Source organism: Polynucleobacter arcticus (assembly GCF_013307205.1).
Classification (GTDB): domain Bacteria; phylum Pseudomonadota; class Gammaproteobacteria; order Burkholderiales; family Burkholderiaceae; genus Polynucleobacter; species Polynucleobacter arcticus.
The window spans coordinates 1766090-1789855 of the sequence record NZ_CP028940.1 but is presented as its reverse complement, the minus strand read 5'-3'; the positions used below and the strand labels follow the sequence as shown (position 1 = coordinate 1789855).

The window sequence follows — 23766 nt, the reverse complement described above, 5'->3', positions numbered from 1 at the left end:
AAATTTATTTTTGATACCACGGACTTTGGGTATAGCGCGACCATCCATATTGAAGAAGTACCAAGCCTACTGCGCTCGTTGGTAAAGCTAAGAGCACTCCAAAAAATCCGAATAATTTCCCAAACAAAAGCAGGGCAAAGAGCACTGCGACGGGATGCAACCCGATCCGCTCGCCAACTAAGCGGGGTGTTAAGAAAAAACCTTCAATGAATTGACCAAGCCCATATATAACCAGGACGCCAATGATTGCACCACCAGGACCAAATTGTAAAAGGGCCGCAAGGATTGCCAGGGTGAATCCCAGAGCAATGCCGATGTAAGGAATCACAATCATGAGTGCGGTGAATACGCCTAATGCTGCCGCACCTTGAATGCCAATCATGCTTAAGCTAACGCTATAAAAAATAGACATGATGGAAATCACAATCAGCATGCCTCTGAGGTATTGGGATAACAAACCATCAGCATGCATTGCTAAGTGGTGCACGGTTTCTTGTGCGCGCACTGGTACGATTGTTTTGACAAGCTTAAAGAAGCGATCCCAGTCAATGAGGAGATAAAACATCACGAACAGGATGAGAACGGCATTCACGAAACCGGCGATGACAGAGCTGCCTGATGTCAATACGGTCTCTAGAGTGGAGGACATGAGGGCGTCAGAATTGTCGTTTAGATGCTCAGTGATTTTCTGGGTTGCAGTAGTTTTCAGCGTGCTCCAGTCAAAATGAATATTCAGTTCATTTAACTTAGGCCCAAGCCAGGATTGGGTGTTTTGAATCCATTCTGGAAACTGAGCCCGAATTAGGGGAATTTCAGTTTTGAGTAGCGTAATAAAGAGGGTCAAAATCGAAAATAGGACTGCTAAACCAATAATCATGGCAATTCCAGCTGCTGCCGCGCGGGGCAAGCGATGCCTCTCAAGCCACAAGCAAACTGGGCGTAGGGCATAAGCCAGAATAAATGCAGTTAGAAAAGGGGTAAAAATTTCAGCCATCTTGCTCGAATCCTCTAGAATTCAATGATTCTAACGACCAAGTAGTGTTTTTTACTAATCTTCTATCTCTGCCATGACCTCATCTACTAATTCTTCCTCAAAAGGCCTTTCCTACCGCGATGCTGGTGTCGATATCGACGCTGGGGACGATTTGGTGGATCGCATTAAGCCCTTGGCTAAGAAAACCATGCGCGAGGGCGTGTTGGCCGGTATTGGTGGCTTTGGCGCCCTATTTGAGGTCCCAAAGCGCTACAAAGAGCCGGTTTTGGTATCGGGCACTGATGGTGTTGGCACAAAGCTGAGGCTGGCTTTCGAATGGAATCGTCACGATACGATCGGTCAGGATTTAGTGGCCATGAGCGTGAACGATATTTTGGTTCAAGGTGCCGAACCCCTGTTTTTCTTAGATTATTTCGCTTGCGGCAAGCTCACGGTGGATACTGCTGCCACTGTGGTGGGCGGCATTGCAATGGGTTGCGAACTCTCTGGTTGCGCACTCATTGGTGGTGAAACTGCTGAGATGCCTGGTATGTATCCTCCAGGTGAATATGACTTAGCTGGTTTTGCTGTTGGTGCAGTTGAAAAATCCAAAATTATTACTGGTGCAACGATTGCCCCGGGTGATGTGGTGTTGGCAATTGGCTCTAGTGGCGCGCATTCCAATGGTTATTCATTGGTTCGTAAAATTATTGAGCGTGCGGGCGCCAAGCCGACGGATGATCTAGGTGGTCGCTCTTTAGGCGATGTCGTGATGGCTCCTACACAGATTTATGTGAAGCCACTTCTCAAGCTGATTACGGAGATTAATGTGAAGGGCATGGCTCACATTACTGGCGGTGGTCTCGTTGATAATGTGCCTCGTGTACTCCCAGAAAATACGCAAGCAGTGTTGCATCGCGACAGCTGGCAAATGCCAGAGCTGTTTCGCTGGTTGCAGATGAAGGGTGGCGTGGCTGATGCGGAGATGGTGCGCGTATTTAACTGCGGTATTGGTATGGTGGTAATTGTGTCAAGCGATCAAGCGGATGCGGCTATTCAATCTCTCAAGGCTGAAGGCTTAAATGCATGGACTGTTGGTGAGGTTGTAGAACGTCCAACTGGTGCTCCACAAACCATCGTAATTTAATTCGCCGCAACAGCCTATTGACTCAGGTTTTGCTTGCAGTAATTGAGTGCTGCTTTCAACTCATTAGGGTTGAATGGATCGAAAGTGTTTCTTTCGGCAATGGCCCTCAACCAGGTAAGTTGCCTTTTGCCGAGCTGCCTTGTAGCTGCTAAAGCCTTGTAACGCATTTCGGCTTGATCAACCTCACCATCTAGATATTCCCAGACTTGTCGATACCCCACTGAACGAATAGCGGGTAAGTCAGCATGTAGGTCTAGATTTTTTCTCAGTGCTTCCACCTCTTCTATTAGGCCCCCGGCTAGCATTTCATCAAACCGTTTTTCTAAATTCTGGTGCAAGCGAGATCGATCGCTTGGTTCAAGTGATAGCAGACTAATCCACGCTGGAATAGCTGATCCTTCCCTGCCATCCTCACTTGGCGAATCAGCCAAGAGTTCAGACATAGGTTTTCCAGTAATCTCAAATACCTCTAGAGCACGTTGCACGCGTTGAGAGTCATTGGGCTGCAAACGTTCAGCAGTCACCGGATCGATTTTGGCTAATTTAGTATGCATCGCAGGCCAACCAATCATCCCCCCTTGTTCGTCTAGGCGGGTGCGGATTTCTGGATCGGCTGGTGGAAGTGAGGAAAGGCCATGTGCCCATGCCCGCCAGTACAACATCGTGCCACCCACAATCACTGGAATATGTCCACGCCCTTGAATTTCTTCACACAATCGTTTGGCATCATTTGCAAAGCGAGCTGCTGAATACGATTCGGTAGGTTCTAAGATATCAATGAGGTGGTGCTTAACTGCAGCCTGCTCAGCTCTAGTAGGTTTGGCGCTACCAATATCTAATCCGCGATATACCAAGGCGGAGTCCATGCTGATTAATTCAATGGTTTGGTTAATCGATTGGGCATGTTCTGCTAGAGCCATCGCGAGATGGGTTTTGCCTGAGCCTGTTGGGCCAACAATACAGAGTATCGGCGGCTGATCAGGTGAATGCGTAGGCTGAATATGAGGCTCAGATTGCATAAGCCATTATAAGAATGAAATGGAGCAAGCTGATGGCTTAATGCAATTTAGTTTGGCTCTCAAGTGTCGTGATGTGCTCACGAATATCTGCCGCATCTTCTGCGCCGGGCATCTCACTTAAGTAGCGCTGTAAGTCAGCAATAGCAGGCCGTACGTATTCTAGTTGCGCAAAGATCAAACCACGGTCGCGAATTTCTTCGGCAGAGTCTGATAACAAAATGACTAGGCGCTCCTGAATTCCGAGAAGACGCTCCCAGCGCTCATCCTCGGAATAAATCATTTTGAGGTTTCTCATAAAGCGTGACAGGATTTCTCGGGGGCTAGAGGCGCGCAAGAAAATATTGAGCGGCAAACTGAGTTCACCGCGATAGCCTTTGGCATCCAGGTACGGGTCGAGCATTTCCTGTAACTGATTTTTAGACAGGGAATCACCGGTCAATGGATCCATGATGATTTCACCTTGTTGCAAGGAGATGCGCATCATGAAGTGATTGGGAAATGAGACGCCACGAATATTCAGACCAATTTGCTGGCCAAGCTCCATCATCAATATCGCTAAAGAGATAGGAATACCACGACGATTTTCAATAATCTGGTGAAGATAAGAATTCTCGGGCGCGTAGAAGTCATTTGGATTCGGACCAAAGCCTAGCTCGTTGTAAAAAAAATGCTTCAACAGTTGTAGGCGCTGTACCGGTGGCGTATCCGGAGTAATTTGTTTCTTAAGCTTATTGCCCCATTGATCGATCTTATCGAGCACGCCTTGAACATCGAGGTCGGGATAGGCATGTTGTGCAACCGCTACCGCTGCCTCGGTTAATGGAAAGTGTTCGTCCTCAGCAACCAGTGAGGTGAAATAGTCGAGTTGTTGTGTTGGCATATAGGCTATTTTGCATGACGCAGGAATTTTTGCCAGCGGACGCCAACCAGACCCAAAGCTGCGAAATATATTATTGCGGCTGCGGCTAACCATCCGGCCACTAATCCCACGCGGATCCAAGGGCTAGATTGCAGTGCAATCCAATCATGTGCAGTCGCTGCGTAATACAAGAGCGATGCAAATGGAATTAAGGCAAGGAGCAGTTGTCCCAAATATTTAAACCAGGCAGCGCCTGGAAGAGCGCCGCGTCGATGCAGGCCAACCCATAGTAGTACTGCGTTAAGGCAGGCGCCAGCGCCAACGGAGAGGGCTAGGCCGGCATGACCGAGCCAAGGCACAAAAATCAAATTAGCCAATTGCGTCGCTACTAAAACGAGCAAGCCAATTTTTACCGGAGTGCGGATATCTTGTCGTGAGTAAAACCCGGGGGCTAGGATCTTGATCAAAATCAGGCCAATCAAGCCAACACCATAAGCAGCCAAGGCGCGCTGAGTCATCAATACGTCTAGAGCGGTAAATTTTCCGTAGTGATACAAGACTGCAGCAAGAGGTTCGCCAAAAATAAAGAGTGCAATTGCACAGGGAGCCGCTAGCAAGAAGGTAAGTTGCAAGCCCCAAATTAACAATTCGCCCGCATGCACTAAATCATTCTTTGCATTGGCTTTGCTCAGGCTGGGTAAAAGCACGGTGCCTAATGCAACGCCTAAAAGTGCCGTTGGAAACTCCATTAAGCGATCGGCATAAGATAGCCAAGAAACGCTGCCCGTCTGTAATCGTGACGCGATATTGGTGTTGATGATGAGGGAAATTTGGGCGACGGACACCGCAAATACGGCTGGCCCCATTAATTTCATGACCCGGCGGGCATCTGGATTTTTGAGGGCTGATTTGATCGCCCCAGGTAAAAGACCTACTTTTGGCAGTAAACCCAGCCGGGAAAGCGCTGGAACTTGAATCGCGAGTTGTAAGAACCCACCCAAAAGAACGCCGATACTCAGGGCATAGATGGGCTGTTCTAAATGTGGCGCCAAAAAGATCGCGCTACCGATCAGGGCTAAATTGAGTAAAACTGGGGTAAATGCTGGAATGGCAAAGCGCCCGAAAGTATTGAGAATCCCTGCAGACAGAGAAACCATGGAAATTAGGCCGATATACGGAAACATAATGCGGGTCATAACTACACTAGCTTCGTAGGCTGGACCGCCCTCAAAGCCAGTAGCGATGACCAGAATCAGCAAGGGCGCACCGATCACCCCCAGTAGTACCGTCAGCAGCAAAGCCCAAAACAAGAGCGTGGCGACGGCATTAACGAGGATTTGAGACTGTTTGACATCCCCTTGGCTGGAAATTTCGCCCAAAATAGGCACAAATGCCTGTGAAAAGGCCCCTTCGGCAAAGAGCCGACGGAGCAAATTAGGCAGTCTGAAGGCTACGTTAAAGGCGTCAGTCCACTCAGAAGCCCCAAAACTACGGGCAATCAGGGTTTCCCGGAGAAGTCCGGTAATTCTGGAAAGCATTGTGAGGGAGCTTACCTTGGCGGCGGCAGAAAGCAGATTCATGAGCCAATTTTCCCCTATTTATCAAGCGGCTGGGCTTTTTTGGTCCTTTAATGTAAAATCTTGGGTTTTGGTGAGTCAGCTTACAAATTTGGCGAACCCACACAGAATTTTAGTTAACCGTATTTTGTAATTTTTATATAGCAAGGTTTAAAGATGGCCAATACCGCACAAGCGCGTAAACGCGCACGGCAGGCAGTAAAACAGAACGAACACAACTCTAGCTTGCGTTCAAAGCTCCGCACTTCCATTAAGGCAGTTCGTAAAGCAATTGAAACTGGCGACAAGGATGCAGCAGCTAAAGTATTTGCAGCAACTCAGTCCACAATCGACAAGATTGCTGACAAAAAGATTGCTCACAAAAATACTGCATCACGTCAGAAGTCACGTTTGTCAGCCGCTATTAAGGCAATGGCAGCATAAAACTGTTCATGTTTTAGGCAGGCTCCAGATTTTTCTGGGCCTCAGCCCGCTCCTTATCAGAGCGGGTTTTTGTTTTTAGGATTGAGAGTATGCGAATTCGAATCCGGCTCGAATTCGCAGGCTTCTTCGATTGGCAGGCTGTTGTCTTTGGCGAAGTTCATGACAAAGTCGAGCGCTCGCGGATCAAGATCTCGTAGTCTGGTATCAATAACAACGCATTTCACTGTGGCAATGATCACCGGCCTCACATAAGGTGAGTAAGTGAAGCGGGGGTCGCCGGCATCACCTGGCGGGCGAAAAGTAGCCATTACTCCGCAAAGACGTTCGGCCCAATCGCTGGGACGAAAAGGTTTGCCAGAAGTTGTAATGCCTTGAATGAAAAGCTTTTTGTGGTCCAAGTTGGCGTGTAAATCGTTGTAAGGAATAAGTATTGCTGAGCCCTCTAGCTTAACAGTCTGAGAAGGCCTTAAGATGACTTTAGGAACTATTTTCGTGCAGCTCGATACCCAAAACAATGCAAGCTAAAACTCTAGTAGAAAGCTCAACAATGATATCTTTGGCAAAGCCTCAAGCGCCTGGCCAGGTTAAGCATTACTTGCAGTTTGCTGACCTGACTCGCGAAGAATATGACTATCTGCTCAAGCGTTCCGCTTGGCTCAAGACCAAGTTCAAAAGTTATGAGACTTGGCACCCCCTTCACGACCGCACTTTAGCGATGATCTTTGAGAAGCACTCTACTCGTACTCGCCTCTCCTTTGAAGCCGGCATACACCAGCTTGGTGGTCATGCCGTTTACCTGAACACCCGAGATACCCAGTTGGGCCGTGGCGAGCCTGTAGAGGACGCGGCGCAGGTGATTTCACGGATGACAGACATCATCATGATTCGCACCTTTGGCCAGGAGATTATTGAGCGCTTTGCAGCAAATTCTCGCGTTCCGGTAATCAATGGCTTAACGAATGAATTCCATCCCTGTCAGGTATTAGCCGATATCTTTACTTTTGTAGAGGCGCGCGGTCCCATTCAAGGAAAGACAGTTGCCTGGGTAGGCGATGCCAACAATATGGCTTACACCTGGATACAGGCTGCTGAATGTTTGGACTTTCAGATCCGCTTTTCCGCGCCAGAGGGTTATCAGCTCGATGGCTCAAGACTGACAGCTAAGGCGCTGAAACACCTGACGATTTGCACAGACCCTAAAGATGCTTGTAAAGATGCTGACTTGGTAACTACCGATGTGTGGACCAGCATGGGCTATGAGGATGAAAATACTTCCCGCATGACTGCCTTCAAAGACTGGATGGTCGATGAGGAGTTGATGTCTGTGGCAAAGCCAGATGCTTTATTTATGCATTGCTTGCCCGCCCATCGTGGTGAAGAAGTTTCTGCGGAAGTGATTGATGGTCCTCAAAGCATTGTGTGGGAAGAGGCTGAAAATCGTTTGCATGTTCAAAAGGCTCTGATGGAGTACTTACTCTGTGGTCGTTTGGATTAATTTGTAAATCAATGTGTCTTTTTGGTAATTAGTTAATTTTTTGATTGAATAGAACTTATGTCTGATATTAAAAAAGTAGTACTAGCGTATTCCGGTGGTCTTGACACTAGTGTGATCTTGAAATGGCTTCAAGATACCTATCAATGCGAGATCGTCACTTTCACAGCCGACTTGGGTCAAGGTGAAGAGTTAGAACCAGCGCGCGCTAAAGCCTTGCAATTTGGGATCAAGCCAGAAAATATTTTTATTGATGACTTGCGTGAAGAATTCGTGCGTGATTTCGTATTCCCGATGTTCCGTGCCAATACGATTTATGAGGGTGAGTACTTATTGGGAACGTCTATCGCACGTCCATTAATTGCTAAGCGTCAAATCGAAATTGCTCGTGCGACTGGTGCTGACTCTGTATCGCATGGCGCTACTGGTAAGGGTAACGACCAAGTGCGTTTTGAGCTGGGCTACTACGCACTCGAGCCAGGAATTAAAGTCATTGCTCCGTGGCGCGAGTGGGATCTACTCTCCCGTGAAAAACTCATGGCCTATGCAGAAAAGCATGGCATTCCTGTTGAGATGAAGCACAAGCAGGGTGGCTCACCATACTCAATGGATGCTAACTTACTGCATATCAGCTACGAAGGTCGCCATCTTGAGAACCCAAATGCCGAGGCCGAAGAGTCGATGTGGCGCTGGACCGTATCTCCTGAAAAAGCTCCTGATGCAGCAGAAATTATTGAAATTGAATTCCGCGCGGGTGATCCTGTGGCGATTAATGGCAAAGCCTACAAGCCACATGAGTTGTTGGCTGAACTCAATCGTATTGGCGGCATGCATGGGATTGGTCGCCTCGACTTGGTGGAGAACCGTTTTGTAGGTATGAAGAGTCGTGGTTGCTACGAAACTCCTGGTGGCACCATCCTCTTAAAAGCACATCGCGGTATTGAGAGTATTACGCTAGATCGCGAAGTGGCTCACCTCAAGGATGACTTGATGCCACGTTATGCCAGCTTGATCTATAACGGTTTATGGTGGGCGCCAGAGCGTCTTGCCTTACAAACTTTAATCGATCATACGCAGCAAATGGTCAATGGTGTTGTGCGCTTGAAGCTCTACAAAGGTTCTGTATCCGTGATCTCGCGTGACTCAGCAAATACCTTATTTGATCAGACGATCGCGACCTTTGATGATGATGGCGGCGCTTATAACCAGGCAGATGCTGGTGGCTTTATTAAGCTCAACGCATTGCGTATGCGCATCGCAGAAACAGCAAGACGTAAGCGTGCTAAATAATTAATCAAATAACACACTCATAATTTAGATTGGAAAGAATAAAGATGCAATTTGATCAAGTTTCTGTAGGAAAAAAAGCCAACGTATTTTTTGATGGTAAGTGTGTATCCCACACGGTGACTTTACCTAATGGTGTTCGTAAGTCAGTTGGCGTCGTATTGCCAAGCACCCTACGCTTTGATCTGAGCACCAAAGAAATCATGGAAGTGGTCGATGGTAATGCTTTTGTCAGTATTAATGGCGCTCCCGAAGTTGAGTTCAAGGCTGGTCAAAGCTGGGAAGTGGAGCAGGGTGGCTACTTCATCATTCGTGCTGAATCACCAGTGCACTATGTGTGTCACTTTGAATAAGTAAGTCAGAGGGAGCCATCTCTCTTGTACTAAAAAGAAAACGCAGACCTCGGTCTGCGTTTTTTATTTCCATAATTCTTGTCCCCAGTTTTTATCTCTTGGGTAGCCCCTGAATGACTGTGCCCGGAACAATGACTCTCTCAGAGAACCATTGCTTATTCATTTCTAGGGCATAGCGCACTGCTGCTTTAGGGCAGTGGTTATTCGTAGTCTCTGCCTGCATTTCTTCGATATTGATGATCTTGCCATCATCAGCGATAAAGGCAATCGATAATGGAATCCTCGTATTATTCATCCAGAAGCAATGCCCTGCTTTTTGTTCGAAGATAAACAGCATGCCTGAATTGGTTGGCATGCTGGTGCGATTCATGAGTCCAACCTCACGGGCTTTGGGTGTGTCTGCTAACTCTGCTTGAATCCGGTAGATACCTGCTTTGAGCTCGATCGTTGGCAGTCCAACATTCTGCTGTGCGAACGTAGTGGCAGAAAAGGTGGCAGTCATTGCCGCCACTAAAAAAATAATTTTTTTGATTTTGAGTAAATACATGGTGTGCTGATCAGTGGGTATGAGTGAGGGTAATTCTAAGACAGGGTTGGTAAGGTAAGAAAATGTGGGCGAAAAAAAACCCAGGAACAAGTCCTGGGTTTTTAATAATGATCTGAAGCAGATTAAGCTGCTTGGATATTAGTAGCTTGCTTGCCTTTAGGGCCTTGGGTAATGTCAAACGTTACCTTTTGGTTTTCCTTAAGGGTTTTAAACCCAGGCATTGTGATTGCGCTGAAATGCGCAAACAACTCTTCTTCACCATCATCAGGTTTGATAAAGCCAAAACCTTTTGCATCATTGAACCACTTAACAATTCCGGTCGCCATGCGAACTCCATTACATAAACTTAAAACAACCGTGATGAGGGTGAATACTTTTTAATCAGTCTCGCTCTACAACACGCCTAAATAGGACTTTAAATAAAGCCTACCCCCTGATTGTTTGCCCTTTATGGTGGGGTGTCAAGGGGTTAGGCAAAGATAGTTACTAATAAAGCCCCCTTTTTTTATGGAAAAATGCCCCAATATGGGTTTAAGAGCCCTTTCTTGATGGTTTTTTGCAACAAAGCCCCCAAATCCCAATTTATCTATCTGTGTTTAGAATGTTTCTCATGAGTCGCGCTACAAAAAATCCCACGGTTGGTAATCCAAACACTCCCTATATTGAAGACACTATTCTTCTCGAAAAGCAGGCCGAGAAATTAAAAGCACCTTCGATGTATAAAGTTTTACTATTGAATGACGATTACACACCAATGGAATTTGTAGTGATGGTGATTCAGGAGTATTTTAATAAGGACCATGAGACAGCTACACGGATCATGTTGCAGGTTCATTTGGTTGGCAAAGGCATCTGCGGTGTATTTACGCGAGATGTTGCGGCAACAAAAGTGCATCAAGTTATCGAACTCTCCCGCGAAGCGGGACACCCACTGCAGTGCACTATGGAGGAAGCATGATTGCCCAAGAATTAGAAGTGAGTTTGCATATGGCGTTTGTTGATGCGAGAGCATCGCGACACGAGTTCATTACAGTTGAGCATTTGCTTGCCGCTTTGCTAGATAACGCGACAGCAGTTGAGGTCTTAAAGGCCTGCGCTGTCAACATTGCTGAGCTTCGTGCGCATTTGAAAAATTTTATTAATGACAATACGCCGGTTGTCCCAGGTAATGATGAAGTTGACACGCAGCCCACCTTGGGTTTTCAGCGTGTGATTCAGCGCGCGATCATGCACGTTCAGTCCACTTCCAGTGGTAAGAAAGAAGTGACTGGCGCGAATGTACTGGTTGCCATCTTTGGTGAAAAAGATTCTCATGCGGTCTACTTCCTGCAGCAGCAGGGTGTAACTCGCTTAGATGTGGTGAACTTCATTAGTCATGGCGTTCGCAAAGATCAGGCCGAGCAGGTTAAGCCTGCTGAATCAACGCAGGAGAATGAAGAGGCGGCTTCAGGTGGAAAAGAAAGTCCCCTCGAGCAATACACCCAGAACCTGAACGTCTTAGCCAAACAGGGCAAGATAGATCCCCTGATTGGGCGCGATAGCGAAGTAGAGCGTGTGATTCAGGTGCTGTGTCGTCGCCGTAAAAATAATCCCCTCTTGGTGGGTGAGGCAGGCGTGGGTAAGACTGCTATTGCTGAAGGCCTCGCCTGGCGTATTGTCAAAGGAGATGTCCCTGAGATTTTGGCGGATGCCACGGTCTATTCATTAGACATGGGCGCTTTATTAGCAGGCACTAAGTATCGCGGTGATTTTGAGCAACGCCTGAAGGGTGTGTTGAAGTCTTTAAAAGACAGCCCTCACGGTGTTCTGTTTATTGATGAGATTCATACTTTGATTGGTGCGGGCGCTGCGTCAGGTGGCACGTTGGATGCAAGCAACTTATTGAAGCCCGCACTCTCGAATGGTCAGCTCAAATGTATCGGTGCAACTACCTTTACTGAATACCGCGGCATTTTCGAAAAAGATGCGGCGCTATCCCGTCGCTTCCAAAAAGTCGATGTGGTTGAGCCAACCGTTGACCAAACCGTACAAATCTTGCGTGGCCTTAAATCTCGCTTTGAGGAACATCACGGTGTGAAATATGCTTCCGCAGCTTTAGTGGCTGCCGCAGAACTTTCTTCACGCTATATCAACGACCGCCATTTGCCAGATAAGGCAATTGACGTGATTGATGAGGCTGGTGCTGCTCAACGTATTTTGCCAAAATCGAAGCAGAAGAAAACCATTGGTCGTCCGGAGATTGAGGAGATCGTTGCCAAAATTGCCCGTATACCGCCACAGTCAGTGACTGTAGATGACCGTAGCAAGCTCCAAACCTTGGACCGCGATATTAAGAGTGTGGTGTTTGGCCAGGATCCAGCTATTGAAGCTTTGGCCAGTGCCATTAAGATGACGCGCGCAGGGCTTGGCAAGACTGATCGACCAATCGGTTCTTTCTTATTCTCTGGCCCAACAGGCGTTGGTAAGACTGAGGTTGCAAAGCAACTTGCTTATATTTTAGGTATCGAGCTCCTGCGCTTTGATATGTCGGAGTATATGGAGCGGCATGCAGTTAGTCGCCTCATTGGCGCTCCTCCAGGATATGTTGGTTTTGATCAAGGTGGCTTGCTGACTGAGGCTATTAATAAGAAACCCCATTGCGTTCTCCTGCTCGATGAGGTTGAAAAGGCTCACCCAGACATTTTCAATATCCTATTGCAGGTGATGGATCATGGCACCTTAACGGACAGCAATGGCCGTAAAACGGATTTCCGTAACGTGATCATCATCATGACCACGAATGCGGGTGCCGAGGCAATGCAGAAGTCTACTATTGGATTTACGAATGCACGTGAGTCTGGTGATGAGATGGCGGATATCAAGAAGTTCTTTACGCCAGAGTTCCGCAACCGTTTAGACGCGATTGTTTCCTTCAAAGCGCTTGATGAGACCATCATCATGCGTGTGGTGGATAAGTTCTTAATGCAACTGGAAGAGCAATTACATGAGAAGAAGGTGGATGCAACATTTAGTCCAGCGTTAAGGGCTCATTTGGCAAAACACGGCTTTGACCCACTCATGGGTGCAAGACCAATGCAACGGATTATTCAGGACACGGTCCGCAAAGCCTTGGCTGATGAGCTACTTTTCGGTAAGTTGGCGCAAGGTGGTCACGTTGACGTAGATGTTGATATGGATGGCAAAGTACTACTTCAGTTTGAGGCACCAGTCATTCCGGGTAAAAGGCCAAAGGCTGATTTAGCACCAGTTGAGGAAATTTAAACTCCACTAACTGTCATGAATTGAGTAGTATGCAAAGGCCACCTTCGGGTGGTTTTTGCTTCGGATAATGACCTTGCATAGTTATCGGCACACTCTAAATTAGTCATTTACCCATCATTCAGGCATCTAGATTGCCTTTGCCAATGAGTTGTATCTATTGTGGTGCTTATAAGGTATCTTGAGGTCAATCCAAGGTTGATAACTGTTGCGGCACTGGGCTTTTCAACCTCGAGCAATAGTCGTCCACTCTAGCGAATTAGAGTCGATTCAATCCCCATAGAAAATTTCAATATGTTTAAAAAACTTGCGCTGACAAGTTTGATCGCACTCGTGTTTAGTAAGCCTTATGCGCAAATTACAGTCGACACAACCGGTGGCACCACCGGTGGCGCTGTTACTAGTAGCCCTCTAAGTAACTCTGTTTCAAGCGTAGGAAGCCTATCTACAGGAGCCTCTACCTCAGCTGGTGGTGCTGGCGGCTCAGTTGGCAGCCTTACAACGGGAGCATCAACATCGGCTGGTGGCTCTGTTGGCAATACCACTTCTGGTGCCTCAAGTTCCCAAGGCAATACGTCGGGAAATACAACTATTACATCAACCTATGTTGCACCTAAGATCCCTGTTGCTACAGCATTTTCCCCGGCCAATCACCCTACCGCTCCGTGCATGGGATCTACATCGATTGGGGGCTCTGCCGTGCTCTTTGGTTTTAGTGCCGGCTCATCCTGGGAGGCAACTGAATGTATGACATTTGAGGCAGCTAGATCATTTGATCAGGCTGGGATGTTTGAAGATGCATTGGCTATTAAATGCACCAGTAAGTACTCCGCGGCAGCGCCTAGTTGTATCAAGTTGCGCCAACAGCAGGAAAGGGAGTTGCAGAAACCTCAATCCGCTCAATATGAGAAGCCGCAGCAGAATCTACCAGCAGCTAGCCTATTGGGAACTTATACAGAGACCGTTGATCCGATCACTGGATATAAAACAATCATAGATACTCGGGGCTCTCTTGTGCGACCAGCAATCAATAGATAATTAAGCTCTACCAGTGCTTCCAAACCCGCCAGCCCCGCGACTACTCTGGGTGAACTCTTCAACAACCTTGAGCTCGACTTGTTGAATGGGCATCACCACCAGTTGAGCCAAGCGCTCCATTGGCTCAAGCTTGAAAGACGTAGAGCCGCGGTTCCATGTGCTGACCATGAGTTGACCCTGGTAGTCAGAATCGATCAATCCCACTAAGTTTCCAAGAACAATGCCATGCTTATGACCCAGTCCAGAGCGAGGCAGAATAAAGGCTGCATAGCGAGGATCTTCTACGTAGATCGCTAAACCAGTTGGCACTAAAACCGTTTGTCCTGGGGCAATTTCAATAGCTTGGTCAATGCAAGCACGAAGATCTAGGCCTGCGCTACCGGGTGTGCCATACGCGGGCAGTTGATCACGCATACGTTCATCGAGAATCTTGACTTGAAGTTGTTGCATGGAATTTCCTAAATCGAGAAAGAGATTAGATTTTTTTAGCGACTAGCTGGATGAGTTGGCGAGCGAGTTGAAGCTTTTCTGCCTTAGCAATTTTCTTGCTACCATTTTCATCAACAATGAGGAGTTCGTTGAGATCACTACCAAAGGTATCTGGGCCAATGTTACCCACGATCATCGGAATGCCTTTGCGCTTGCGTTTCTCTTCAGCATGTTTTGCTAACTCAGTCGATTCAGCCGCAAAGCCAATGCAGTAGGGATGTGGCCTACCGCCTTTCATCCTTACTGTTTTGGCAACGTCCCCCAAGATATCGGGATTGGCAACGAACTCCAGGCTTGGCGCCTGCTTGCCTTGACGCTTCATCTTTTCTTTTGCGGGTTTAGCGATACCCCAGTCTGCTACTGCGGCAACCGCAAAAAAGATATCGCAATCTCTAGACTGCATAGTGGCTGCATGCATTTCTTTAGCGCTGACGACATTAGTGCGGGTAATTTTTCCGGTTGCTGCTAACGGGGTGGTAAGTTCGCATGGGCCTGCTACCAAGTGCACCTCTGCACCAGCCTCAATAGCTGCACGTGCGATGGCAAAGCCCATCTTGCCCGAGCTACGATTAGTAATGCCTCGAACAGGATCCATGGCTTCAAAAGTGGGACCTGCAGTAATCAGTATGCGCTTACCAATGAGTAACTTCTTCTGAAAGAAAGCAATGCACTGCTCGGCAATTTCTACTGGCTCAAGCATGCGTCCAAAGCCTACTTCACCACAAGCTTGAAAGCCACTGGCAGGGCCAAGTAAAGCAACCTGGTCTTCAATCAGGCGCTGAGCACTTCTTTGCGTTGCCGCATGTTCCCACATCTGTTTATTCATGGCGGGCGCTAGAAGGAGAGGGCAATCTCTTGCTAGGCACAAGGTGCTGAGCAGGTCATCTGCTAAGCCCAAAGAAAGCTTTGCCATCAGATCCGCACTGGCTGGTGCAATCAAAATGGCATCCGCCGCTCTGGAGAGCTCAATGTGCGCCATATTATTGGCAATGCTGCTGTCCCATTGACTGGTATAAACCGGATTACCTGTCAGCGCCTGCATGGTCACTGGGGTCACAAACTGCTGAGCAGCCTCCGTCATCACTACTTGAACACTCGCCCCCTCTTGTATCAGCAAGCGTGCCAACTCAGCAGATTTGTAGGCTGCTATTCCGCCGGAGATGCCGAGAACGATTTTCTTATTTAAAAGTGATTGCATAGCGCCAGCTTAAAGGGATTGGGGGTTTTTGCCAAACGACTTCCGTAGCTCGCCCCAAATAATGAGGGCTGCGCCAATACAAATGGCACTATCAGCAATATTGAAAGCTGGCCAATGCCAGTTAGCGTAATGCAGGTCAATAAAGTCCACTACAGCGCCGTACATGATGCGATCGAGGACATTGCCTAAGGCGCCACCAAGAATCAGGCTAAGCGCCCAGCACAGCATCCTATCCCCCTGGCTCTGGCGCAGCAACCAAAGGATATAGGCTGAAGCGGCTAAGCCGATAGCTGTAAAGAACCAACGTTGCCAGCCTGAGCCCTGGGCTAAGAATGAAAAAGCTGCTCCTGGGTTAAATAGCAAAAGCCAATTTAAGAAAGGCAATACCGGTTCGGGCACCCCCAGTTGCAGATTGCTCAGTGCCGACCATTTACTTAATTGATCTAGCAATAGCGTAGTAACAGCAATGGCTAGACAACGCAGAAATGAGAGGTTCATGGGGTGTCGTTTCCTATGGGTTTATCTGAGGCTAGTTGACTTAGGCAAACAAGCGACTTTCACCGCTTCCGAAAAGATTACCAATACAGCGACCGCACAATTCTGGATGTTCCGTATTGGCGCCCACATCTGGAGTGTGATGCCAGCAGCGACCACACTTCTTGTATTGGCTGCCACGCACTAGCACCTCGAGACCCACATCGCTGAGTTCGATATTCGCGCTGGAAGTAATGGTTACAAAGCGCAAGTCATCTTCCAATGAATGCAGAATTGCAAAATCGACATCACCGACTTTAATGGTCAGCTCAGCTTGCAGGGACGATCCAACATTGCCAGCTTCACGTTCAATCTCAATCGCTTTAGTCACTTCGGAGCGAATTTCTCGAACACGGTTCCATTTGGCTAGGAGTTCAGTGGCCTGGGTGATTTCTGGGAAGACGCCAAACTCTTCCATAAAGATCGATTCACTAAGTTTTTCATTTACACCATGCGGGACTGACAGCCAAGCTTCCTCGGCTGTAAAGGAGAGGAATGGGGCAAGCCACTTCAGCAGGTTGCGGGTGATATGAAAGAGGGCATTCTGAGCTGCACGACGCTCTTTCGAGTCTGGGGCGCTGGTGTAGAGGCGATCCTTCAGAATATCTAAGTAGAAGCCACCTAAATCTTCTGAGCAGAAAGTGAGCATGCGAGCAACAGCAGGCTGAAATTCATAAGCCTTGTAGTGTGCCTGTACGTCTTGTTGTAATTGATTGGCGAGCGCAACAGCATAGCGATCAATTTCTAACCATTCGCTGGCGGGCATCGTATGCAAACTTGGATCAAAGTCGGATAGGTTAGCCAATAAGAAACGCAATGTATTGCGAATACGACGATAGCTTTCCACTACGCGTTTCAGAATCTCATCAGAGATGGTCATCTCACCCGAGTAATCGGTAGAAGCAACCCAAAGGCGAATGATTTCTGCACCCAGCTTATCGGCAACTTGTTGAGGAGCAATCACGTTACCAACAGACTTACTCATCTTGCGACCTTGACCATCCACGGTAAAGCCATGTGTCAGGAGTGCTTTATAAGGGGGCTTGCCATCGAGCATAGCGCCAGTGAGCAATGAGGAGTGAAACCAGCCACGATGTTGGTCTGAGCCCTCAAGGTACAAATCTACCAAACGACCATCTGCATTTTCAGCTTCGGGACGATAAAGTTCATCACGGTGTGAACCCCGAATGACGTGCCAGTGGGTGGTGCCAGAGTCAAACCAGACGTCTAAGGTGTCACGATTCTTTTCATAGTGCGCCGCTTCATCACCCAGTAGTTCCGCAACTTCGAGTTTTTGCCAGGCTTCAATACCTTCTTTTTCAACACGCTTCGCAATTTCTTCCAACAACTCTGCTGTGCGTGGATGCGGCTCGCCACTTTCCTTGTGCACAAAGAAAGCCATCGGTACACCCCATTGGCGTTGACGTGACAAAGTCCAATCTGGACGGTTGGCAATCATGCTGTTTAAGCGCTGCTTGCCCCAGGCAGGGAAAAACTCAGTGTTCTCGATGCCTGCTAATGCTGCCTCACGTAAGCTGGCTTTACCATCGGATGGTTTCTTATCCATGCTTGCAAACCACTGTGAGGTCGCGCGATAAATAATCGGCGACTTATGACGCCAGCAGTGCATGTAAGAGTGAGTATAGGTTTTGTCTCGCAAGAGGCTGCCCGCTTCACGCATCGCTTCCACAATCTTGGGATTGGCTTTCCAAATATATTCATTGGCAAAGAGTGGCAACCAAGATGCATAGACACCATTGCCCATGACTGGATTAAGAATGTCTTTATCAGCCAATTGATTTGCTTTACAAGACTTAAAGTCTTCTTCGCCATAAGCTGGTGCGGAGTGAACTACGCCGGTACCAGTATCTAAGGTGACGTACTCAGCAGGGTAGATCGGTGAAAGACGCTTGTAGCCCTCATGCAATGGTGCAAGCGGATGCCAAAAAGAAATATGAGCCAACTGACTACCCAAACAAGTAGCAATAACTTTTCCTTCAAGTCCAAAATCTTCTAGGCAAGTTTCTACACGGTCTTCTGCCAAGATAAGCAACTTATCGCCAGTATCGACGAGGGCATAACTCAGCTCAGGATGAACATTCAAGGCTTGATTGGATGGAATAGTCCAAGGTGTTGTTGTCCAAATAACAATCATTCCTGGCTTGGCTGGAATCTCAGTTAAACCAAATGCTTTTGCGAGTTGTGGACGTTGTGCATCATCAAATGCAAACCCGACATCCACTGTTGGATCTGTTTTATCTTGATATTCCACTTCAGCTTCAGCAAGTGCAGAGCCGCAATCAAAACACCAGTTCACTGGCTTTAAGCCGCGGAAGACATAACCTTTCTCCCAAATCTTGCCAAGCGCACGAATTTCATCGGCTTCATTGCGAAAGTTCATGGTGAGGTAAGGATTGTTCCAGTCACCCAAAACACCCAGGCGCTCAAAGTCGATCTTTTGCTTATCTACTTGCACTTGCGCATAGGCACGTGCTTTGGCCTGCACTTCAGCCGTTGGCAAATTTTTACCAAACTGCTTTTCAATCTGAATCTCAATTGGCATGCCGTGACAATCCCAACCTGGGACATATGCAGAGTCAAATCCCATTAACCAGCGGGACTTCACAATCATGTCTTTAAGAATTTTATTTACTGCATGACCAATGTGAATGTCACCGTTGGCATAAGGAGGGCCATCATGCAAAATAAATTTCGGTTGATTGGCATGGGCCGCACGAATCTTTTCATAGAGTTTATTCTTCTGCCATTGTGCAACCCATTGAGGTTCACGTTTAGGTAGATCCCCCCGCATTGGAAATGGGGTCTCTAAAAGATTGACGGGATAGGAGTTTTCTTTTTCAGACATAAGTTTTTTTCTGGAAATAATTTCTGGCATGCGCTGCATCAGATGCAATCGCTTTAGTAAGGGCATCGAGGTCAGAGTACTTCGCCTCATCACGAATTTTTTCTAAGAGTTCTACAGTAATAATTTTTCCGTAGACGTCAGCGTTGTAATCAAAAATATGGGTCTCTAGCAATACGCGACCTTCATCTTCAACTGTTGGTCTCACGCCGAGACTGGCTACCGCTGGCAGAGGTTTATCCCCCAGGCCAATCACTTGGGCCGTAAAGATACCCGAGCATGCTGGCTTGCGGTGATGCAGGTGATTGGCCACAGCGAGATTGAGTGTAGGGAAGCCTAAAGTGCGCCCGAGTTTTTGACCATGAATAACATGACCAGAAATTCCGTAAGGGCGACCAAGTAGTTTTCTGGCCTGCTCCATTTTTCCATTGGCTAATGCATTGCGTAACGCTGAGCTAGAAATTCGTTCGCCATCTTCCACTACGGTATCAATGCTAGATACCTCAAAACCATATTTTTCACCAGCTGCTTTTAGGCTTGCAAAATCACCAGCGCGTTTTGCGCCATAACAAAAATCATCCCCAATTAAAATCCATTTAGCGTTCAGTTGGTTGACGATGATTTCAGAAACAAATTGTTCTGGCGTAAGGCGGGCAAATGCATTGTTGAAATGCTCGACAACGACGCGGTCGATTCCGATGTCGGAAAACGCAGCAAGCTTGTCACGCAAATTCAGAATACGTGGCGGCGCTTGTTCTGGAGCAAAGAATTCCTTTGGGTGCGGCTCGAAGGTCATGACGCAGCTCACTAAGTTGCGTTCTTGAGCTCCATCCTTAAGCTGCTTGAGCAGGGCGCGGTGACCCCTGTGCACGCCATCGAAATTACCGATGGTTAAGGCACAAGCTGGTCCTGCAGAAAACTGAGTGGGGCCACGGAATACGTTCACTAAATCACTTTCAGGGTCGCTTTCGGGGTAACCATCAATTATATTGTGGGCATGCCATCAATCGTCACCTTAATCTCAGGCCGCGGATCTAATTTCGAGGCTATCGTCAAAACTGCCCAAAAAGAGGGCTGGCCCGTCACTTTTGCGGGGGTTATTGCCAACCATTCTGCGGCCAAGGGCCTGGATTTTGCTCGCTCCCAGGGTATTCCTGCCTTTGCTATTGAGCATCGGGAGCATGCCACGCGCGACTCTTTTGATGCTGCTTTGATACAGAAAATCGATGAATTAGGGGCTGATTTGGTGGTTTTGGCAGGTTTCATGAGAATTCTGACTCCTGCCTTCATTCGCCATTTTGAGGGTCGCCTCATCAATATTCACCCAGCTTTGCTGCCTGCTTTCCCGGGTTTGCACACCCATGAGCGTGCTTTAGAGGCTGGCGTTGTTGAGCACGGGGCCAGCGTGCACTTTGTGACTGAGGGCGTGGATGAAGGCCCCATCATTTGCCAGGCCTCCGTTCCGGTACTTCCAGGTGATGATGCAGATAGCTTGGCTGCTCGAGTTTTGGTTGCCGAGCATCAGATTTACCCGCGGGCCGTAAAATGGTTCCTTGATGGACGATTGCGAATAGTAAGTAATCAAGTTCAGGTACAACCACCGGAGTCGCAATTAATAAAATTATGAGTAAAGAACGTTCATCCCGCGGAGCAAGCAAGGACAGTAAATCCGGATCCAGATCAGGATCTAGACTAGGCCCACAAAAAAGTTACGCTGCCAAATCCAAAGATCCTTTACGTCGTCCAGAGCGCCGTAATGCGAGCGGCAACATCATTGCACCCGAAGGTCAAAAAAACTTTTCTAATGCCAAGGCTTTGCCTCAGCATGCGATTCATTTAGAGCGATTACTTCCAGAATTATTGAATTTCGAGCAACCTGCTGATCGGGTTGTGAGTCGGTATTTCCGCTCCGAACCACAGCTAGGCAACCGTGATCGTGCCTTGATTGCAGAGAGTGCATTTGCGATCTTGCGTCGTAAAAATGAGTTCTCTCAATTCGCTTCTAGCGGTGAGGGCTCGCAAGCTAGACGTTTAGCCCTATTGGGTTTGATGTCCGCCCTAACTGAAGGTGGCCTAGGTTCTGCGAACCGTGCAGAAAGTGCAATCGCTGATTTGGCTCACGTACTGAAGCCTGGTGAGTATGAGTGGTTGCAACGATTCGCAACCGTTGATCCAACCGCGCTCAATCCATTGGTCCGCAACAATTTGCCGGAATGGTTATGGGATGCATTTGGAAAATATCCTGGCGAAGAAACGCGTGAAGCCTTAGCGAAATCACTGATGCAGCCTGCTTTGTTGGACCTGCGCGCTAACACCATGAAAACCACTCGAGAGCAATTGCTGGTCGAGATGAATGCATTGGGTGGTCGCTATCAAGCAATCCCTACGCCTTATGCACCTGATGGGGTGCGCATTATGGGTAAGCCTGCTTTACAAAATACGGTTGGATTTAAAGCGGGGATGTTTGAGGTGCAAGACGAAGGAAGCCAGCTGTTAGCTTATTTGCTAGCGCCCAAGCGTGGTGAGATGGTTGTGGATTTTTGTGCAGGTGCCGGCGGCAAGACCTTGGCACTCGGTGCGCTTATGCGCTCTACAGGGCGCTTGTACGCTCTGGATACATCCGAGCGCCGCTTAGCCAATTTAAAGCCAAGACAAGCCCGTAGCGGCCTTTCTAACGTCCATCCTGTGTGGATAGATAGCGAGAATGATGCCAAGATCAAGCGCTTGGCGGGCAAGATCGATCGTGTTTTGGTAGATGCGCCTTGTAGCGGTATGGGAACACTGCGACGCAATCCTGACCTGAAGTGGCGTCAGACCCCAGAGGGTGTTCTAGAGCTCAATCAGAAGCAGATGAATATTTTGACTTCAGCGAGTCGCTTATTAAAACCGGGCGGCCGCTTGGTTTATGCCACGTGCAGTCTGTTGCCTCAAGAAAACCAACTGATTGCAGAAGCATTTTTGGAAAAGCACCCTAATTTTGAGGCAGTCCCTGCTGCCGAGGTCCTTAAGCCGCTGTTTCCAAAGGAAATGATGCCTATGGGTTGCAGTCCAGATAATCCTTGGTGGCAACTATGGCCGCATATCCATGGGACTGACGGATTCTTTGGCGCAGTATTCCAAAAGAAAGCGGCTGCACCTGTTGCGAAGCTCGATCATGATGCTGACAATGCTGAGGAAAAAGAGATTCAGGTCAAACCCAAGAAAGCCGGGAAAGAACTAAAATAAGCGTTTGACCTCTTGAGGATTCCCTTTTGAACGCAGCTTCAGGTTTTGATTTATTCCTTAACTGGCTCTCCCATGGCTATTTAAATTGGGCTTGGTGGCAAATCCTCGTTTTCACGCTGGTTGCCACCCATATCACTATTGCCGGTGTAACGATTTTTTTGCACCGCTGCCAAGCGCACCGGGCTTTGGACTTGCATCCCATCATGTCTCACTTTTTCCGTTTCTGGCTCTGGTTAACAACGGGGATGATTACCAAGGAGTGGGCAGCTATTCATCGCAAGCATCACGCTAAGTGCGAAACGATTGATGATCCGCATAGCCCGCAAGTGTTGGGCATCGGCACCGTGCTGGCTCGCGGTGCTGAGCTGTATAAAAAAGAATCACGCAATCAAGAGACTGTAGATAAGTTTGGTCACGGCACACCCGATGATTGGCTCGAGCGCAATATCTATTCGAAATGCTCTTGGCAGGGCGTGGCTTTAATGCTGATTGTTGATGTGTTCCTGTTTGGCGCAATCGGTTTAACGGTATGGGCTGTACAAATGCTGTGGATTCCAATTACAGCCGCTGGAATCATTAATGGCATTGGCCACTTTTGGGGTTATCGTAATTACGACTGTGAAGATGCTGCAACCAATGTTTTTCCTTGGGGAATTTTGATTGGTGGAGAGGAGCTACATAACAATCACCACACCTTTGCTACCAGTGCCAAGCTTTCTAGCAAGTGGTATGAGTTTGATATTGGCTGGATGTACATTCAGATTTTGAGTGCTGTTGGTTTAGCTAAAGTAAAGAAGACTTCTCCTAAGCCGGTGCTCAGCGACTTGCGTCCCGCTGATCAGGGAACGCTTGAAGCCATCATCGCTAATCGTTATGAAATCATGGCTCGCTATAGCAAAACTTTGCGTAGCTTCTTCAGTAACGAGGTTCAGCATATGCAGGAGTTAGCATCGCACCTTAAAGACGCACGCACCTGGTTGGGTAAGGATGAATCCCGCTTGACGGTTGAAGAGCAAGCCAAGCTTGAAGAGCTCATGGCTAGCAATATCCAGCTACGTAAGATGATTGAGATGCGCCGTGATCTACAAGCAATCTGGAGTCGCTCTAATGCTACCGGCGATCAATTGCTTTCTCAGTTGCATGCCTGGTGTCAGAGTGCTGAAGATAGTGGCTTATCGAGCCTTCGCGACTTCTCCTTGAGACTGCGTCGCTACGCCTAAGTCGCGGCTGTAGCAAAAGTAAGGCAATAAAAAACCCGCTGATGTAGCGGGTTTTTTATTTGCTAAAAATTAATCTTGAATCGATAGATTATTTCAGCTTTGTTTCTTTATAAGCAACGTGCTTGCGAATGGTTGGATCAAACTTCATGATCTCCATTTTCTCAGGCTTTGTACGCTTGTTTTTTGAAGTTGTATAGAAGTGACCAGTACCAGCTGATGACTCTAACTTGATTTTTTCTCTGCCGCCTTTAGCCATTTTTGTGC

At 47.8% G+C, this 23766-nt stretch carries 24 protein-coding genes; 11 read left to right on the top strand and 13 right to left on the bottom strand.

Annotation, left to right across the window (positions count from 1 at the left end):
* Window positions 1-4: 4 nt before the first annotated feature.
* Window positions 5-994: an AI-2E family transporter gene (locus tag DN92_RS09075; protein WP_173960928.1), complete on the bottom strand. Its 990-nt coding sequence runs from the start codon at window positions 992-994 to the stop codon at window positions 5-7.
* Window positions 995-1067: 73 nt separating this feature from the next.
* On the opposite strand from DN92_RS09075, the gene purM reads away from it, so the two are divergent.
* The gene (gene purM, locus DN92_RS09070; RefSeq protein WP_173960927.1) at window positions 1068-2120 is read left to right on the top strand and encodes a phosphoribosylformylglycinamidine cyclo-ligase; all 1053 of its coding nucleotides are present in this window, start codon (window positions 1068-1070) and stop codon (window positions 2118-2120) included.
* Window positions 2121-2134: 14 nt separating this feature from the next.
* Here purM and miaA read toward each other — a convergent pair whose 3' ends face one another.
* The 3 genes from miaA to murJ are packed head-to-tail and all read right to left on the bottom strand — an operon-like array spanning window position 2135 to window position 5578.
* Window positions 2135-3139 carry a tRNA (adenosine(37)-N6)-dimethylallyltransferase MiaA gene (miaA, locus tag DN92_RS09065; RefSeq protein WP_173960926.1) on the bottom strand — a complete coding sequence of 335 codons (1005 nt, stop codon included), beginning with the start codon at window positions 3137-3139 and terminating at the stop codon, window positions 2135-2137.
* Window positions 3140-3176: 37 nt separating this feature from the next.
* Complete coding sequence (locus tag DN92_RS09060; protein WP_173960925.1) at window positions 3177-4019, bottom strand: SirB1 family protein; 843 nt, start codon at window positions 4017-4019, stop codon at window positions 3177-3179.
* A 5-nt stretch (window positions 4020-4024) separates the two neighbouring features.
* Window positions 4025-5578 carry a murein biosynthesis integral membrane protein MurJ gene (gene murJ / locus DN92_RS09055; RefSeq protein ID WP_173960924.1) on the bottom strand — a complete coding sequence of 518 codons (1554 nt, stop codon included), beginning with the start codon at window positions 5576-5578 and terminating at the stop codon, window positions 4025-4027.
* Between the two features lie 153 nt (window positions 5579-5731).
* Here murJ and rpsT point away from each other — a divergent pair, with 153 nt between their 5' ends.
* Complete coding sequence (gene rpsT / locus DN92_RS09050; RefSeq protein WP_046330744.1) at window positions 5732-5998, top strand: 30S ribosomal protein S20; 267 nt, start codon at window positions 5732-5734, stop codon at window positions 5996-5998.
* A gap of 56 nt (window positions 5999-6054) precedes the next feature.
* On the opposite strand, the gene DN92_RS09045 is transcribed toward rpsT, so the two are convergent.
* On the bottom strand, window positions 6055-6396 hold the full coding sequence (locus DN92_RS09045) for a DUF3579 domain-containing protein (RefSeq protein ID WP_173960923.1): 342 nt from the start codon (window positions 6394-6396) through the stop codon (window positions 6055-6057).
* Between the two features lie 149 nt (window positions 6397-6545).
* On the opposite strand from DN92_RS09045, the gene argF reads away from it, so the two are divergent.
* From argF to ppnP, 3 genes are read left to right on the top strand one after another with little or no spacing between them, the layout of a single operon-like run.
* On the top strand, window positions 6546-7493 hold the full coding sequence (argF, locus tag DN92_RS09040; RefSeq protein WP_173961316.1) for an ornithine carbamoyltransferase: 948 nt from the start codon (window positions 6546-6548) through the stop codon (window positions 7491-7493).
* A gap of 57 nt (window positions 7494-7550) precedes the next feature.
* A complete protein-coding gene (locus tag DN92_RS09035; protein ID WP_173960922.1) occupies window positions 7551-8780 on the top strand; it encodes an argininosuccinate synthase in 1230 nt (409 codons plus the stop codon).
* 44 nt (window positions 8781-8824) lie between these two features.
* On the top strand, window positions 8825-9130 hold the full coding sequence (gene ppnP, locus DN92_RS09030) for a pyrimidine/purine nucleoside phosphorylase (RefSeq protein WP_173960921.1): 306 nt from the start codon (window positions 8825-8827) through the stop codon (window positions 9128-9130).
* A gap of 91 nt (window positions 9131-9221) precedes the next feature.
* Here the strand turns inward: ppnP and DN92_RS09025 are convergent, their stop codons facing one another.
* Together DN92_RS09025 and DN92_RS09020 are read right to left on the bottom strand one after the other, a co-directional pair.
* Window positions 9222-9632 (bottom strand): DUF192 domain-containing protein, encoded by a 411-nt coding sequence (locus tag DN92_RS09025; protein ID WP_254598287.1) that lies wholly within the window; start codon window positions 9630-9632, stop codon window positions 9222-9224.
* 167 nt (window positions 9633-9799) lie between these two features.
* Window positions 9800-10003: a cold-shock protein gene (locus DN92_RS09020; RefSeq protein ID WP_011903586.1), complete on the bottom strand. Its 204-nt coding sequence runs from the start codon at window positions 10001-10003 to the stop codon at window positions 9800-9802.
* 275 nt (window positions 10004-10278) lie between these two features.
* Here DN92_RS09020 and clpS point away from each other — a divergent pair, with 275 nt between their 5' ends.
* From clpS to DN92_RS09005, 3 genes are all read left to right on the top strand, one after another.
* Complete coding sequence (gene clpS / locus DN92_RS09015) at window positions 10279-10635, top strand: ATP-dependent Clp protease adapter ClpS (RefSeq protein ID WP_254598385.1); 357 nt, start codon at window positions 10279-10281, stop codon at window positions 10633-10635.
* Window positions 10632-12938, top strand: a complete 2307-nt coding sequence (gene clpA / locus DN92_RS09010) for an ATP-dependent Clp protease ATP-binding subunit ClpA (protein WP_173960919.1) — start codon at window positions 10632-10634, stop codon at window positions 12936-12938. Before clpS ends, clpA begins: the two co-directional genes overlap by 4 nt.
* A gap of 291 nt (window positions 12939-13229) precedes the next feature.
* Complete coding sequence (locus DN92_RS09005) at window positions 13230-13973, top strand: hypothetical protein (RefSeq protein WP_173960918.1); 744 nt, start codon at window positions 13230-13232, stop codon at window positions 13971-13973.
* Here DN92_RS09005 and dut read toward each other — a convergent pair whose 3' ends face one another.
* Genes dut through DN92_RS08980 form a run of 5 tightly spaced genes read right to left on the bottom strand, consistent with a single transcriptional unit; the run spans window position 13974 to window position 20003 of the window.
* Entirely contained in the window at window positions 13974-14423 is a 450-nt protein-coding gene (gene dut, locus DN92_RS09000) for a dUTP diphosphatase (RefSeq protein ID WP_173960917.1), read from the bottom strand. It abuts the gene before it with no gap.
* Window positions 14424-14448: 25 nt separating this feature from the next.
* On the bottom strand, window positions 14449-15660 hold the full coding sequence (gene coaBC, locus DN92_RS08995) for a bifunctional phosphopantothenoylcysteine decarboxylase/phosphopantothenate--cysteine ligase CoaBC (RefSeq protein ID WP_173960916.1): 1212 nt from the start codon (window positions 15658-15660) through the stop codon (window positions 14449-14451).
* Between the two features lie 9 nt (window positions 15661-15669).
* Entirely contained in the window at window positions 15670-16158 is a 489-nt protein-coding gene (gene lspA / locus DN92_RS08990) for a signal peptidase II (protein WP_173960915.1), read from the bottom strand.
* A 40-nt stretch (window positions 16159-16198) separates the two neighbouring features.
* Window positions 16199-19078 (bottom strand): isoleucine--tRNA ligase, encoded by a 2880-nt coding sequence (gene ileS, locus DN92_RS08985; protein WP_415836355.1) that lies wholly within the window; start codon window positions 19076-19078, stop codon window positions 16199-16201.
* Window positions 19053-20003 (bottom strand): bifunctional riboflavin kinase/FAD synthetase, encoded by a 951-nt coding sequence (locus tag DN92_RS08980; protein ID WP_173960913.1) that lies wholly within the window; start codon window positions 20001-20003, stop codon window positions 19053-19055. Before DN92_RS08980 ends, ileS begins: the two co-directional genes overlap by 26 nt.
* Before the next feature lie 51 nt (window positions 20004-20054).
* Between DN92_RS08980 and purN the strand changes: the two genes are divergently transcribed.
* The 3 genes from purN to DN92_RS08965 are packed head-to-tail and all read left to right on the top strand — an operon-like array spanning window position 20055 to window position 23502.
* Window positions 20055-20684: a phosphoribosylglycinamide formyltransferase gene (purN, locus tag DN92_RS08975; RefSeq protein WP_173960912.1), complete on the top strand. Its 630-nt coding sequence runs from the start codon at window positions 20055-20057 to the stop codon at window positions 20682-20684.
* The gene (locus DN92_RS08970) at window positions 20681-22282 is read left to right on the top strand and encodes an RsmB/NOP family class I SAM-dependent RNA methyltransferase (protein ID WP_173960911.1); all 1602 of its coding nucleotides are present in this window, start codon (window positions 20681-20683) and stop codon (window positions 22280-22282) included. The genes purN and DN92_RS08970 overlap by 4 nt, the downstream gene beginning before the upstream one ends.
* Window positions 22283-22308: 26 nt before the next feature.
* Window positions 22309-23502, top strand: a complete 1194-nt coding sequence (locus DN92_RS08965; RefSeq protein ID WP_173960910.1) for a DesA family fatty acid desaturase — start codon at window positions 22309-22311, stop codon at window positions 23500-23502.
* Window positions 23503-23590: 88 nt separating this feature from the next.
* Here DN92_RS08965 and rpmG read toward each other — a convergent pair whose 3' ends face one another.
* Window positions 23591-23758, bottom strand: coding sequence for a 50S ribosomal protein L33 (gene rpmG / locus DN92_RS08960; RefSeq protein ID WP_015421876.1), 168 nt, complete (start codon window positions 23756-23758; stop codon window positions 23591-23593).
* Window positions 23759-23766: the final 8 nt, after the last annotated feature.

Coding starts and splice junctions, on each gene's coding strand:
- rpmG (WP_015421876.1), bottom strand. CDS start 23,758: ATGGCTAAAGGCGGCAGAGAAAAAATCAAGTTAGAGTCATCAGCTGGT.
- argF (WP_173961316.1), top strand. CDS start 6,546: ATGATATCTTTGGCAAAGCCTCAAGCGCCTGGCCAGGTTAAGCATTAC.
- purM (WP_173960927.1), top strand. CDS start 1,068: ATGACCTCATCTACTAATTCTTCCTCAAAAGGCCTTTCCTACCGCGAT.
- DN92_RS09005 (WP_173960918.1), top strand. CDS start 13,230: ATGTTTAAAAAACTTGCGCTGACAAGTTTGATCGCACTCGTGTTTAGT.
- coaBC (WP_173960916.1), bottom strand. CDS start 15,660: ATGCAATCACTTTTAAATAAGAAAATCGTTCTCGGCATCTCCGGCGGA.
- dut (WP_173960917.1), bottom strand. CDS start 14,423: ATGCAACAACTTCAAGTCAAGATTCTCGATGAACGTATGCGTGATCAA.
- lspA (WP_173960915.1), bottom strand. CDS start 16,158: ATGAACCTCTCATTTCTGCGTTGTCTAGCCATTGCTGTTACTACGCTA.
- ppnP (WP_173960921.1), top strand. CDS start 8,825: ATGCAATTTGATCAAGTTTCTGTAGGAAAAAAAGCCAACGTATTTTTT.
- miaA (WP_173960926.1), bottom strand. CDS start 3,139: ATGCAATCTGAGCCTCATATTCAGCCTACGCATTCACCTGATCAGCCG.
- purN (WP_173960912.1), top strand. CDS start 20,055: ATGCCATCAATCGTCACCTTAATCTCAGGCCGCGGATCTAATTTCGAG.
- DN92_RS09020 (WP_011903586.1), bottom strand. CDS start 10,003: ATGGCGACCGGAATTGTTAAGTGGTTCAATGATGCAAAAGGTTTTGGC.
- DN92_RS09075 (WP_173960928.1), bottom strand. CDS start 994: ATGGCTGAAATTTTTACCCCTTTTCTAACTGCATTTATTCTGGCTTAT.
- DN92_RS09025 (WP_254598287.1), bottom strand. CDS start 9,632: ATGACTGCCACCTTTTCTGCCACTACGTTCGCACAGCAGAATGTTGGA.
- clpA (WP_173960919.1), top strand. CDS start 10,632: ATGATTGCCCAAGAATTAGAAGTGAGTTTGCATATGGCGTTTGTTGAT.
- clpS (WP_254598385.1), top strand. CDS start 10,279: ATGTTTCTCATGAGTCGCGCTACAAAAAATCCCACGGTTGGTAATCCA.
- murJ (WP_173960924.1), bottom strand. CDS start 5,578: ATGAATCTGCTTTCTGCCGCCGCCAAGGTAAGCTCCCTCACAATGCTT.
- rpsT (WP_046330744.1), top strand. CDS start 5,732: ATGGCCAATACCGCACAAGCGCGTAAACGCGCACGGCAGGCAGTAAAA.
- DN92_RS09060 (WP_173960925.1), bottom strand. CDS start 4,019: ATGCCAACACAACAACTCGACTATTTCACCTCACTGGTTGCTGAGGAC.
- DN92_RS09035 (WP_173960922.1), top strand. CDS start 7,551: ATGTCTGATATTAAAAAAGTAGTACTAGCGTATTCCGGTGGTCTTGAC.
- DN92_RS08970 (WP_173960911.1), top strand. CDS start 20,681: ATGAGTAAAGAACGTTCATCCCGCGGAGCAAGCAAGGACAGTAAATCC.